At 66.4% G+C, this 13,421-nt stretch carries 8 protein-coding genes; 2 read left to right on the plus strand and 6 right to left on the minus strand.

All coding sequences use genetic code 11. The annotated features are described in order from the left end of the window. Positions 1 to 81 precede the first annotated feature (81 nt). The 4 genes from LRS11_RS04630 to LRS11_RS04645 all read right to left on the minus strand — a co-directional run bounded on the left by LRS11_RS04630 (position 82) and on the right by LRS11_RS04645 (position 7,738). Entirely contained in the window at positions 82 to 2,694 is a 2,613-nt protein-coding gene (locus LRS11_RS04630) for a LuxR C-terminal-related transcriptional regulator (RefSeq protein WP_260495735.1), read from the minus strand. Positions 2,695 to 2,924: 230 nt separating this feature from the next. After that, a complete protein-coding gene (locus tag LRS11_RS04635) occupies positions 2,925 to 4,295 on the minus strand; it encodes a DUF1329 domain-containing protein (RefSeq protein WP_260495736.1) in 1,371 nt (456 codons plus the stop codon). 26 nt (positions 4,296 to 4,321) lie between these two features. Further along, entirely contained in the window at positions 4,322 to 6,130 is a 1,809-nt protein-coding gene (locus LRS11_RS04640; protein ID WP_260495737.1) for a DUF1302 domain-containing protein, read from the minus strand. A 243-nt stretch (positions 6,131 to 6,373) separates the two neighbouring features. Then, the gene (locus LRS11_RS04645) at positions 6,374 to 7,738 is read right to left on the minus strand and encodes an MFS transporter (RefSeq protein WP_260495738.1); all 1,365 of its coding nucleotides are present in this window, start codon (positions 7,736 to 7,738) and stop codon (positions 6,374 to 6,376) included. Positions 7,739 to 7,968: 230 nt separating this feature from the next. Here LRS11_RS04645 and LRS11_RS04650 point away from each other — a divergent pair, with 230 nt between their 5' ends. Then, positions 7,969 to 9,489 (plus strand): FadR/GntR family transcriptional regulator, encoded by a 1,521-nt coding sequence (locus LRS11_RS04650; RefSeq protein ID WP_260495739.1) that lies wholly within the window; start codon positions 7,969 to 7,971, stop codon positions 9,487 to 9,489. Between the two features lie 78 nt (positions 9,490 to 9,567). Here the strand turns inward: LRS11_RS04650 and LRS11_RS04655 are convergent, their stop codons facing one another. Next, entirely contained in the window at positions 9,568 to 10,791 is a 1,224-nt protein-coding gene (locus LRS11_RS04655) for a CaiB/BaiF CoA transferase family protein (RefSeq protein WP_260495740.1), read from the minus strand. A gap of 142 nt (positions 10,792 to 10,933) precedes the next feature. Beyond that, on the minus strand, positions 10,934 to 12,115 hold the full coding sequence (locus tag LRS11_RS04660; protein ID WP_260495741.1) for an acyl-CoA dehydrogenase: 1,182 nt from the start codon (positions 12,113 to 12,115) through the stop codon (positions 10,934 to 10,936). Positions 12,116 to 12,304: 189 nt separating this feature from the next. On the opposite strand from LRS11_RS04660, the gene gcvA reads away from it, so the two are divergent. After that, positions 12,305 to 13,213, plus strand: a complete 909-nt coding sequence (gcvA, locus tag LRS11_RS04665) for a transcriptional regulator GcvA (RefSeq protein WP_260495742.1) — start codon at positions 12,305 to 12,307, stop codon at positions 13,211 to 13,213. The last annotated feature ends 208 nt before the right edge of the window (positions 13,214 to 13,421 follow it).

Consider the following 13,421-nt stretch of genomic DNA (forward strand, 5'->3'; position numbering starts at 1 on the left):
CCTGGCCTGCAAGCCCAGCACAGAATCGCTAGACGGATTGACGATAACGCCAGGCTTATTAAAAGCCTTTGGCCTCGTTCGCTAGCCCATCCAGCCCAGCGCCTTGGCCCGCGCCACTGCCTGGGTGCGGCGTTCGACGCCGAGTTTGACGTTGATCCGCCGTGCGTGGGTTTTCACCGTGTGCAGGGAGATGTACAGCTGTTCGGCGATCTGCTGGTTGGAGCAGCCCTGGGCGATCAGGCGCAGTACCGCCGCCTCGCGCTTGCTGAGCAACGACTCGCACACCTCGCCCGCCGGCAGCGCAGGCGCCGTGCCTATGTGCTGCTGACACCACTGGGGGTCACTCAGCTGCGGCACTATGCGTTCCAGCCAGGCGCCCTGACGCTGTTGCAGGGCGAGCAGCGGACGCGGTTGCTGCAGGCGCTCGGCCTCGCTCAGGGCCTGACACACCAGGGCGGCAGCGGCTTCCTTGCGGCCGGCGAGAAACTGCGCCTCGGCCAGGCTGACGCGGATCTCGCCCGCCAGGCTGTGGTGGCCCGCCTGCCCGCATTCGCCGAGCAACGCCTGGAGCAGCTCGACGGCGCTGTCCACGCGCCCCAGCGCCAGCTCGGCCAGGGCCAGGCCTTGGCGCACGCGCAACTGCAAGTCGAAGAAGCCCGAGGGCGCCAGCAGCGCATGGGTCTCGAAGCGCTGCTGCACCCGCAGGAAGTGGCTGCGTGCCTGTTCTACTTCGCCCTGGTGCAGGCAGAGTTCGCCCTGGGCCAGCAGCAGGACCTCGCGGTAACGCACCTCGGGTACATGCAGGCACTGCATCTGCCGTTCGGCACTGCGCAGCAGCTGGCGTGCGCGCTCGAACTCGCCGCTGGCGCTGGCCAGTTCGGCCAGGCTCAGGTAACCGAACAGCAGGTAGGCGTCCTGACATTGCTCGGCCTCCTGCAACCCCGTGCGCAGCGCCTGCTCCGCTTCGGCGCTGCTGCCACGGCCCGCCAGCAGATGGCCGCGCATCAGCAACAGACGCGCCAGCACGGGGCCGCGCAGAGCCGCACCCTGCAGCTGCTGCAGCGACTGCTCGGCCTGTTCCAGGGCACGCTCGCGCTCACCCAGCATGGCCAGCAGGTGGACGTGGTCGACGCTGATCAGCGCCTCGAACAGCACATTGCCGCGCAACCGCGCCAGGCGCAGGCCCTCGTGGCTGTGCTGCTGGGCCTGGGCCAGGTCGAGCTCGGCCATGGCCTGCTGAGCCAGGGCCTGGTGGCAGAGGATGTGTTGCGACCAGCCCGACTCGTCCAGCACGGCCAGTGCTTCCAGGCAGTGCTGGCGCGCGCTGCGCAGCCCGCGCTGGCGCTGCAACACCCCTGTCACCGCCTGGTACTGGGCGAGCAGTTGCTGCTGGCGGCGGGCATCGGGTTGCGGCAGGAAGCGCGCCAGCTCGGCGATGCAGCGATCCGCCTCGTCCAGGCGCGCACAGATGATCAGGGCCCAGGCCTGCAGGCAGATCAGGCGGGCGGAGCTGGAGAACAGGCTGGCCGGCAGTTCGTCGCGCCATTGCAGGAACTGCGCGACGCTGTAGCCGATCAGCAACTGATCCTGGCCATAGCGCTGCACGTAGCTGGCGGCCACCTCCAGCTGGCCGGCGCAGAGTGCATGCTGCACGGCTTCGCGCACCTCGCCACGCTCGGCGAACCACTGGCAGGCACGCAGATGGGCCGACAGCGGCGGCTGGCCGCCGGACAGACGCTTGAGCAGGCTGGCCAGCGGACGCCACAGGCGGAACCATTCGCCGCAGCCATCCAGGCCATGCAGGAACAGCTGGCGCTGGCGCAACTCGAGGAGCAGGGCCGCGCCGTCCTGTTCTTCCAGCACCTGGTCGCACAAGGTCGCGCAGAAGCGCGGCATATGCGCCAGGGTGAACAGCGCCTGCAGCAGCGTCGGCGGCAGGCCGGCCAGCACCTCGCGCTCGAAGTATTCCTGCAGCAACGGGGTACCGGCGAGCAGACGCTCGGCGAGATTGTCCGCACTGCTGCCCATCAGCAGCAGGCAGACACCGGCCAGCCAGCCCTCGCTGTGCTGCAGCAGTTGCTTGGCCAAGGCACTCGGCAAGCGCTGCTGGCGTTGTTCGAGCAGGCGTTCGAGCTCTGCCTCGGTAAGCGCCAGAGCTTGCGCGTCGAGTTCCTGCAGATCGCCCTGCAGCAGCAGCCGCGGCAGGTTCCAGGCCGGGCGCCGGCGACCGCTGATCCACCAGCGCAGGGTATGCGGGGCGCGTTCCAGCAGTTGGTCGAGGCAGGCATCCAGTTCGGCGCAGGTTTGCCGCGGGTAGTCGTCGAGAATGATCCATAGCGGTTGCTCGATGCGCCCGAGCAGCAGGCTCAACTCGGCGCCGGGTTCGCCCGGCCCGGGGGTCAGCTGCAGGGCCGTGGCCAGGCGGGTGAGCAATTCGGTCGGGGTCAGCGGCAGGCCGAGCAGCTCCAGCCAGACCACCCGAGTACCCGCGGGGGCGCGGCGCACGCACTCGTTGAGCAGCACGCTCTTGCCGAAGCCGGCCGGGGCGCAGACCAGGCTCAGGCGGCTGTCGCTGGCGAGCAGGGCATCGCCCAGCCGCGGCCGGGCGATATGCGCGGCGGGCAGGCGTGGCAAGGCGCTGTCGTGGGGGCGCTGGCGCAGCGCCATGGGCAGGGCGCGGACACTGTCATGCATGTTCTGGCCTCGACGCGGTTGTTGTATTTGTACGGTCGATGGAACGTCAGCCGATCATACCCACTAATCGGAGGGTCACCAGCGCCTGAATATCGGCAGTGGTGCTACATCAATAGTGCCAGGGCCTGTTCCCGTTTCGTTCGTGAACGAAACGGGAACAGACCCTAGACGCGAGCATAAAAAAGGCGACCACCAGGGTCGCCTCAAGCCAAGGAGCAGCGGCTTTTCTCTCAGCGCACGCCGGCGTTGCGCAGGGCGGCCGGAGTGAAGTCCTTGGCCGATGCGTGGGCGCCGTAGACGACCGAATGTTTCTCCTCGTTGGCCATGCCGATGGCCACGTAGCGGCCGACGACGATGTCGTAGAGGGCTTCGAAGGCATAGCCAGGCGTCTGTACGTGGAAGTTCTGCACGGCCATGGCCTGGCCGATGCGCCAGAGCTGGCCGCGGCCGTCATAGTGCTCGGAGGCGACGATCTGCCAGGAGTCCTCGTCGATGAAGAAGCGCCGCTTGGCGTAGATGTTGCGCTCGCCGGCGCGCAGCGTCGCTTCGACTTCCCAGACCCGGTGCAACTCGTAACGCGCCAGGTCCTGGTTGGTATGCCCGGCCTGCAGGATGTCGGCGTACTTCACCTCGGGCGAGGCCAGCTTGAAGTTGTTGTAGGGGATATACAGTTCGCGCTTGCCGATCAGCTTCCAGTCGTAGCGATCCGGGGCGCCGTTGTACATGTCGAAGTTGTCCGAGGTGCGCAGGCCATCGGCGGCGGTACCCGGGCCGTCGTAGGCCACCTGCGGCGCGCGGCGCACGCGGCGCTGGCCGGCGTTGTAGATCCAGGCCATGCGCGGTTCCTTGATCTGGTCCAGCGAGTCGTGCACCAGCAGCACGTTGCCGGCCAGGCGCGACGGCGCGGTGACCCGCTGCTTGAAGAACAGCAGGGCGTTCTCGGCCTTCTTCTCCGGCAGGTCGGGCATCATCGAGGGGAAGGCCACCACGTCATCGAAGTGCACCAGGGTGTAGTCGCCATTGGTCTGCGGGGTGGCCTGGACGATGTTGCGCTGCAGGTTGCCACCGCGGTAGCGAGTGATGTGGTTCCACACCACTTCCAGGCCGTTCTGCGGAATCGGGAAGGCGTAGTAGCGGCTGTCGGCGAAGTTCTGCAGGCCGTTGCCGCCTTCCACCAGCGTGGTATTCAGCGCGCTGCGCTTGGCGGCGGCGGCGACTTCTGCGGGGACGGTCGCCGTGCGGTGGCTGGGGTAGACCGGCATCTTGTAGCTCTGCGGGTAGCGTTTGAACATCGCCACCTGACCTTCGTTCAGCTTGTCCTGGTACTGCGGCAGGTTCTGCGCGGTGATGGTGAACAGCGGCTGCTCGCCGGCGAACGGGTCGCCGAGGAAACCATTGGCGTCCACCGCTGCGGCGTCCTTGCCCAGGCCGCCGGTCCAGGCCGGGATACTGCCGTCGGCATTGCCGGCTTGCTCTGCCCCTAGCGGGGTGAGGCTGCTACCCAGCTTGGCCGCCTCCTCCGGCGCCACGGCGGCGAACACAGCGCTGGCCAGCAGGCTGAGGGTGAGGGTACTGATCAGTTGCATTGTTGTTGTTTTCATAATTGGCTGGTTCCCTGGGTCGCGGTTCAGAAGTTCACGCCGAAGCTGAGGGCGAGAAAGTCACGGTCGACCGCGACGTTGTAATCACCGCCGAAGTAGTCGGTGTACGACAGGCTGGCGGTATAGGTATTGCGGTACTCGGCATCCAGACCGACGCTGATGGCCTTGCTGCCTTCGTTGAACACCGGGCCGTAGCCGTCGACGTCATGCGCCCAGGACAGGTTCGGCTTGAGGTTGATACCGGCGATCACGTTGTTGTAGTCCCAGATCGCCCGGGCGCGGTAACCCCAGGAGGTGGAAGTGAAGAAGCCGTCGTCGCCATACTCCTGCGCGGACAGCAGGTTCGACGCACTGGTGCCGTAGGGCGAGCCGTAGATCCCGTCGCGGCCATAGCGCAGCTCGTCCTGGCTCTCCAGGGCGCCGATGCGGGTCACGCCGATTTCACCGGCCAGGGTCAGGCGATCGGCGCCCATGACCCGATCGAAGAAGTGGGTGAAGGTGGTTTGCGCCTGGCCCACTTCCTTGCGGTTGTAGCCCCGGTGCAGGGCCTCGGCCTGGGCCAGCGCGCCGGCGAAGCCGCCAGTGGCCAGGCCGCCGGCAACGCTGGTGGCCATCCGGCTGGTCAGGTCGGTGGTGTTGATCTGCACCGGCATGTTGGGCCGGTAGCTGATCTCGCCCGACCAGGCGGTGCCGGTGGGCAGCGAGGTGGAGAAGCTCATGCCATACAGGCGGATGTCTTCCGGATATTCCAGGTAGTAGTTGCCCGTGCCGAGCAGGATCGGCTGGGCCAGCGCCCCGCCGGCGACGGTCAGGGCATTGGTGATGCTCGCGGCGTTGGCGTTCTGATAGCCGACATTCGGTGAGCGGCTGTGGTAGTTGATGAAGTAGGCCGCGTATTCGGTGTCGTCGCCGAGCCAGCGCAGCGCCAGGCCGAACTGCCCGGAGTCGCGGGCGTCGCGATCGCCGCCGCGCGGCACCACCAGCCCCTCCGGCTCGACGGTCACGCCCAGGTCGGCCAGCTCCGACTGGAAGCCGAGCAGGGTCTGGATGCTGCTGAGGCCGAGGCCGTTGTAGTTGGTGTCGCAGCCATCGGCGACCACGTCGGCACTGGAAAAGAAGGTGCCGCAGTTGTCGGCCACGGTCTGGTCCCACTCCAGCTGGTAGAAGGCCTCCATGCTCAACTGGTCGGTCAGGGTCTGCGACAGGTAGAGCATGTTGACCGGGATCAGCCCTTCCTTGAGCTCCGAGCCCGGTCGGCGCAAAGCGGCGGCATCGATCGGGTTGATGGCGTTGATGCTGTTGCCGATGAAGGTGCTCTCGCCCCAGCTGACCACCTGCTTGCCCACCCGGGTCGAGCCCGGTAGATCGCCGATGGCGTAGTTGTGGTAGACGAAGGCGTCGAGAATCTCCGCACCGGATGACTGCGCACCCTCTTTGCGGTTGTGTTCGTCGATGTCCTTGAACAGCCGCTGCTCGTCCTTCAGCTCGAAGTCGTACCAGTACTTGCCACGCACGAACACGCCAGTGTCGCCGTACTTCAGTTCGAGGTCATGGATGCCCTTGAAGATCTTCGAGAAGGTTTCGCCCTTCTTGAAGTTCAGGCGCCCGTCGTCGCCGGTCTGGGTGAAACCACTGCCGCCGTTGGCCGTACCGATCAGCTCCGGATCGGCGCTGCGCATCGACCAGCTGGCGCCGACCGACAGGGACGAGTCGAGCTGGCCCTCGATCTCACCGATGTTGAAGCTGGCGGCCTGCGCCGGCGCGACAGCAGCGAGGGCGATAGCCAGGGGAAGGATGTGTGGCTGGAAGATTCCGGGCCTTGTTGTTTTTGTCATGCGGCTCTCCGATGTGAGTGAAACTGTCCAGCACCCTAAACAGGGGATGACACTCGGATAAGCGCCCGAAGGTTGGATTCGTACCGTCGCCCGAAAGGATGATTAGCCCTCTAGCCAGGGCGTTGCGCGCCATCAACACGGCGCTGAATGCAGCACTATCAGCCGGCCGCCCCAGGCCCGTTCAGCGGGTATGAAAAAGCCCCGCACAAGGCGGGGCTTCGGTAACGGGCAACAGGTGGGCGATCAGGCGATCTTCGGCTGTGCCAGGTTGTTGTCGGCGGCTGCCGCAGGCGCCCATTGCTGCAGACGCAGCAGGCTTTCGCGATAGGGCTTGAGGCTCATCCGCAGCAGCAGCACCGAGGCCAGGACCGCCAGTGTGGTGACGATCAGCAGCGAATAGCGCAGCGCCTTGTCGTCGGCAAAGACGAAGTCGGTGACCAGCGCCACCGCCGTCGGCCCGATCCCCAGGCCGATCAGGGTGACGACGAACAGGTACACGGCCGAGGCCTGGCCGCGCATCGAGTTGGGCATGATTTCCTGGATCGCCGCCGGTGCCACGCCGAACGGCATGCTCAGGAAGAATACGGTCGGCGCCAGCAGCAGCGCCGCCCAGAAGGCGCTGCCCATCAGCGGGAACAGCACCACCAGCGGCAGCGCGCCGAGGGCGGCGATCAGGCCGACGCGCATATTGGCATCGCTGTGCCCGCGCTTGACCAACCGGTCGGCCAGGCGTCCGCCACAGACGATGCCCAGGCAACCGAACACGGCGACGATGCTGCCGTAGACGATGCCCACCTGGCCGGCATCCCAGCCGTAGGTGCGGATGAAGAAGCTGGGGATCCAGGCCGCACTGCCGTAACCGGCGAAGGCCAGGCCGGCGAAGCCGAAGTTGTGGCACAGCACGGTGCGCCGGTTGCTGCGGATATAGCGCCCGACCTCGGCCAGCGGTACCGCCACCCCGGCGCCCACGCCACGCCGCACAGGCTCGCGCACGGCGAGCATGAGCAGGGTGAACAGCACACCGGCGGCGCCGAGAATGAGGAAGATCAGCTGCCACGGACGCACCTCGCCGAGCACCGGCAGCACCAGGTCACCCTGGGCCGAGGCGAACTGGATCACCAGGCCGCCGAGCAGAAAAGCGATGCCGGAACCGAGGTAGACGCCCATCGAGTAGACGCTGATGGCGGTGGCGCGGCGCTCTGGCGGGAAGCTATCGGCAATCAGCGAATAGGCCGCCGGCGACAGCGCCGCTTCGCCCACACCAACGCCGATACGGCAGATGAGGAACTGCCAGTACAGCTTGGCCATGCCGCAGGCGGCCGTGGCCGCGCTCCAGAACAGCACGCCGATGGCGATCAGGCCACGGCGGCTGCGGGTATCGGCCAGGCGCCCGAGGGGGATGCCGCAGATGGTGTAGAACAGCGCGAAAGACAGGCCCATCAGCAGGCTCATCTGCGTGTCGCTGATCACCAGGTCACGGCGGATCGGCTCCACCAGCAGGTTGAGAATCTGCCGGTCGATAAAGGACAGCACATAGGCCACCATCAGGATGACCACGGTGGTCCAGGCGGACAGACTGGAGGGGTAGCCATTATTGTTGTTGGGCATTGGCATGCTTCCTCGACGCCACAGCACGGCGCGGATCGGGTGAGTGTCACCCAGCTTAGGTCGAGATAAAGCCGACTGAGTATCGCCCTAAGGTGTTATCAGCAAGTTGAATTGGCATGCTGCCCTCACGCGAATGGCTGAGCCTGGCACATCGCCAGTAACGGCAAAGCGCTTACAAAATCGAATAAAAAACACTACTGTGGCGCCTTTCTCCTGGATCAGGCACAAACATGTTGACTCCAGTTGCTACCGATTCGAGCCCAGCACCCAGCCGCGTGCATGACCTGCGCCGGGCCGCGCTGAAGCACAGTGGGCGCCAGGCCAAGCTCGCCGAGCTGGTGGCCGAGGCGATGCAGAAGGATATTGCCGCCCTCGGCTGGCCGGTCGGCAGCCTGCTGGGCTCCGAAGCCCAGCTGATGGAGCGCTACCGGATCAGCCGCGCCACCCTGCGCGAGGCGATCCGCCAGCTGGAGCGCAACGGCGTGGCCAGCATGCGCCGCGGCGCTGGTGGCGGCCTGATCGTCCGCCAGCCCGCCAAGGACTCCGCCGCCCTGGCCCTGGCGACGTATCTGGAACTGACCGACGTCAGCTTTGCCGAGCTGTTCGAAGCCCGTGAGCTGATCGAATGCCTGATCGTCAGCCAGGCCGCCGAACAGCTCAGCGATAGCGACATCGGGCGCGCGCGACAACTGATCGACCTGCTGCGCCATACGCCGCCCTGCAGCTTCAACGAAGAACTGCAGCTGCACGGCCAGGTGCGTGAACTCATCTGCCAGGTGGCCGCCAACCCGGCCATCAGCCTGATCTACGTGGCGCTGTGCTACGTCACCATCAATGGCCGCACGCCGCAACGCGCGCACGTGCGAGCCAGGCTGGAGCAGGCCTTCAGCACGGGCCGCCAGCTCAAGCTGGAGTTGCTCGAATGCATCGTGGCCGGCGATGCCCAGCGTGCCCAGGACAACGTGCGCGACTCGCTGCGCCAGCTCCGCGAGCTGATCGTCGAGCTCAGCGGCAGCCTGCAGAAGGGGCCGACCTCCGACATGAGCAGCCTGCAGCTGGCGCCTGATTTCGCCATCCGCAAGGTCTACGAGAAAACCGCCCACCGCCTGGCGGTGGTGATCGCCCGCAGCATCGCCAATTCCGGCTTGCGCGCCGGTGCCCGCCTGGGCGCCGAGCCAGACCTGCAGGCCCTCCATCAGGTCAGCCGGGCCGTGCTGCGCGAGGCGGTGCGCACCCTGGAGCTGCACGCCATCGTGCGCAGCCGGCGTGGCCAGGGCGGTGGGCTGATCGTGGAAACACCCGACCCGAGCTACACCATCAAGCTGTTGCTCAATTACCTGCGCCACAACCAACTGCCGCGGCACTACTTCTACTCGGTGTGGAAGACCCTGCAGCTGACGGCCGCCGGCCTGACCGCGCAACGCCTGGACAGCCAGGGCCGCGCGCGCCTGCAACAACTGCAGGCGGCTACTGCGGCCGCGCGCCTGAGCAACTCCCGCGAGCTCGACCTGTGCATTGCCGAGCTGAGTGGCAACCGCGCCCTCGCGCTGTTTTCCCATGTGTTCGGCGCCATGACCGAGCACGACCCACTGCCCGAAGCCCTGGCGGACAAGCTGCGCGACAGCCAGACGCAACGCATCCAAGCCCTGCTGGCACGCGACCCGAGCCTGGCGCGGCGCAGCATGCTGCGCTACTTCCAGCTGCTGGAAGGGGCGTTTGACGCAACCGCGCCAGGCGGCTCAGCGGGCTGAGAAACGCCGCTCTCGGGCGGCGGCGTGGGTTACAGCCGCCCGCTGCAGACTGGCGGGTAGCAGACTTGCAACAGGTTCTCAGACCACCCCGGCCGCGCGCAGCGCGGCGATCTGCCCTTTATGCAGCCCCAGCAGGCGCTGCAGGATGGCGTCGCTGTGCTCACCGAGCAGCGGCGGCGCCAGGCGGTAGTCCACCGGGGTCTGCGACAGGCGCAGCGGGCTGGCTACCTGCGGGGTGACGCTGCCCAGGCTGTTGGGCAGCTCCACGCGCAGGCCGCGGGCCTGCACCTGGGGGTCGGCGAACACCTGGGCCAGGTCGTTGATCGGCCCGCAGGGCACGCCGGCTTCTTCCAGCAGCTCCACCCACTCGGCGGTGGTGCGGAACACGGTGGCCTGGCGCAGCAGGGGGATCAGCTCGGCGCGGTTGGCCACCCGCGCCTTGTTGGTAGAAAAGCGCGAGTCGCCGGCCAAAGCCGGAAGGCCGGCGACCTCGCAAAACTTGCGGAACTGCCCGTCGTTGCCCACGGCGAGGATGAAATCGCCGTCGGCAGTGGGGAAGTCCTGGTAGGGCACGATGTTCGGGTGGGCATTGCCCAGGCGCTTGGGCGACTGGCCGGTGGCCAGGTAGTTCATCGCCTGGTTGGCCAGGCAGGCCACCTGCACGTCCAGCAAAGCAACGTCTATGTACTGGCCCAGGCCGGTCTGCTCGCGGGCATTCAGCGCGGCCAGCACGCCGACCGTAGCGTACAGCCCGGTGAGAATATCGGTGAGGGCGACGCCGACCTTCATGGGGCCGGCGCCATCCTCGCCATCGGGCTTGCCGGTCAGGCTCATCAGCCCGCCGAGCCCCTGGATCATGAAGTCATAACCTGCCCGCTTGGCGTAGGGCCCGTTTTGCCCGAAACCGGTGATGGAGCAGTAGATCAATCGCGGGTTGACCGCTTTCAGCGACGCGTAGTCGAGGCCATAGGCCGCCAGGCCACCGACCTTGAAGTTTTCCAGCACCACGTCGCACTGCGCCGCCAGTTCGCGTACCAGGCGCTGGCCCTCGGGCTGGGTGAAATCGAGGGTCAGCGACTGCTTGTTGCGGTTGGCGCACTGGAAGTAGGCCGCCTCGCGGCTGTCATTGCCGTCGGCGTCCTTGATGTAAGGCGGGCCCCAGTGCCGGGTGTCGTCGCCCGTACCGGGGCGCTCGACCTTGATCACCTCGGCGCCGAGGTCGGCCAGCGTCTGCCCGGCCCAAGGCCCGGCAAGCACGCGGGAGAGATCGAGAACACGGATATGGGATAGGGCGCCGGACATAAGAACCTCACGAACAAGTCCCCTCTCCCGCTTGCGGGAGAGGGTTAGGGAGAGGGGGAGTGTCGCGTCGAACCACAGCCCTCTCCCCCGGCCCCTCTCCCATAAATGGGAGAGGGGAGCCAAAGCGATTCGCGTCAGGCTCTTAGAAAAACGCCTGCAGACCGGTCTGAGCGCGGCCCAAAATCAGCGCATGCACGTCGTGGGTGCCTTCGTAGGTGTTGACCACTTCCAGGTTGACCAGGTGGCGAGCCACGCCGTACTCGTCGCTGATGCCGTTGCCGCCGAGCATGTCGCGGGCCATGCGGGCGATGTCCAGGGACTTGCCGCAGCTGTTGCGCTTCATGATCGAGGTGATTTCCACCGCGGCGGTGCCTTCATCCTTCATCCGGCCCAGGCGCAGGCAGCCTTGCAGGGCCAGGGTGATTTCGGTCTGCATGTCGGCCAGCTTCTTCTGGATCAGCTGGTTCTGCGCCAGCGGGCGGCCGAACTGCTTGCGGTCCAGGCAGTACTGGCGGGCGGTGTGCCAGCAGTCCTCGGCAGCGCCCAGGGCGCCCCAGCTGATGCCGTAACGGGCGGAGTTGAGGCAGGTGAACGGGCCCTTCAGGCCGCGCACATCGGGGAAGGCGTTCTCTTCCGGGCAAAACACGTTGTCCATGACGATTTCGCCGGTGATCGAGGCGCGCAGGCCGACCTTGCCGTGGATCGCCGGGGCGCTGAGGCCCTGCCAGCCTTTTTCCAGGACGAAGCCGCGGATCTCGCCGGCGTCATCCTTGGCCCAGACCACGAACACGTCGGCGATCGGGCTGTTGGTGATCCACATCTTGGCGCCGGTCAGGCGGTAGCCGCCGTCGACCTTCTTCGCCCGAGTGATCATCGAGCCCGGATCGGAGCCGTGGTCCGGCTCGGTCAGGCCGAAGCAGCCGATGTATTCGCCGCTGGCCAGCTTGGGCAGGTACTTCTGCTTGGTCGCTTCGTTGCCGAACTCGTTGATCGGCACCATCACCAGCGACGACTGCACACTCATCATCGAGCGGTAGCCGGAGTCGATACGCTCCACTTCACGGGCGATCAGGCCGTAGCACACGTAGTTGAGGCCGCTGCCGCCGTAGGCTTCCGGAATGGTGGCGCCGAGCAGGCCGGTTTCACCCATCTCGCGGAAGATCTTCGGATCGGTCTGCTCGTTGCGGAAGGCCAGCTGCACGCGCGGCTTCAACTTGTCGGCGGCGAACTGCTGGGCGCTGTCACGCACCATGCGCTCTTCTTCGCTCAGTTGCTGGTCGAGCAGCAGCGGGTCGATCCAGTTGAAGCTTGCCTTGCTGGCCATGGGGCGAATCCTCGAAACGTTGGCAGTAGAGGGCCGCCACCTGCACAGGCGCGGCCAGTCGATGGAGCAAGACTAGGCCGGTAAGCGGCACGGGGCAAACGAGGATTTTGCACGCTGTTGTGCAATAAGCTCACTCCGAGATAGCCTGAGAAGGCAATTCAAGCTCATGACTGTGAGGCTATCGCATAGATGCGCCGCAAAATCCCCAGCACCGTCGCCCTGGTGGCCTTCGAGTCGGCCGCCCGCCACCAGAGTTTCACCAAAGCCGCCGACGAACTGGCGCTGACCCAGGGCGCCGTGTGCCGGCAGATCGCCGGGCTTGAGGAGTTTCTCGGCATCGAACTGTTCCGCCGTTCGCGCCGCGGCGTGCAGCTGACCGAAGCCGGCCTGGCCTACAGCCGCAAGGTCGCCGCGCAGCTGGATGCGGTGGAGCGCGACACCCTCGCCGCCATGGGTCAGCAGGGTGCCATGAGCATCGAGCTGGCGGTGGTGCCGACCTTCGCTACCCAGTGGCTGGTGCCACGCCTGAAGGACTTCCAGCGCCTGCACCCGGAAGTCACCGTGCACCTGACCAACCGCACCCGGCCCTTCCTGTTCGCCGACACCGCCTTCGACGCCGCCATCTATTTCGGCGATGCCGACTGGTCCGGCACCGAGGCGCACTACCTGATGCCCGAGTACCCGCTGCCGGTGTGCAGCCCTGAGTTGCTGGCCGGGCGTGCGCAATTCAGCGCCGCGGAACTGGCAGCGCTGCCGCTGCTGCAGCAGACCACCCGTCCCTATGCCTGGCGCCAGTGGTTCAACGCCCAGGGCCTGAACGTGCCGCGCGACCTCAGCGGGCCGCGCTACGAGTTGTTCTCCATGCTGGCCCAGGCGGCGATCCACGGCATGGGCGTGGCGCTGATCCCGCCGTTTCTGATCCAGCGCGAGCTGGCCGAGGGCCGTCTGGTCGCCGCCCACCCCCTGGCTTTTCACAGTGATGAGCGCGCCTATTACCTGATTATTCCCGAGCGCAAGCTGGAATCGGCCGCTCTGCGCGCCTTTCGCGACTGGTTGTTGCAGGTGGCCGCTGACTACCAGCAGGAAAATCGCCTGTAGCCCTTGCCGTGCGCGGCCTGCGCCCATGTAGCACGGCGCCATGAACACTACATCGGCGCAACCCGGTAAAACCGCTGAAAGCCCCGCCACAGCTGGCGCGAACAGGATTTCGCACAATCCGTTCGATACATTTCACACCGCATTGGAATCGACGAACGGTTATTCAGCTGGCGAATGCCAAAACACCCCTGCAGGTGCCGCCAGCTGG

Origin of the sequence: Pseudomonas sp. J452 (assembly GCF_024666525.1) — a bacterium.
In the GTDB taxonomy this organism is placed as follows: domain Bacteria; phylum Pseudomonadota; class Gammaproteobacteria; order Pseudomonadales; family Pseudomonadaceae; genus Aquipseudomonas.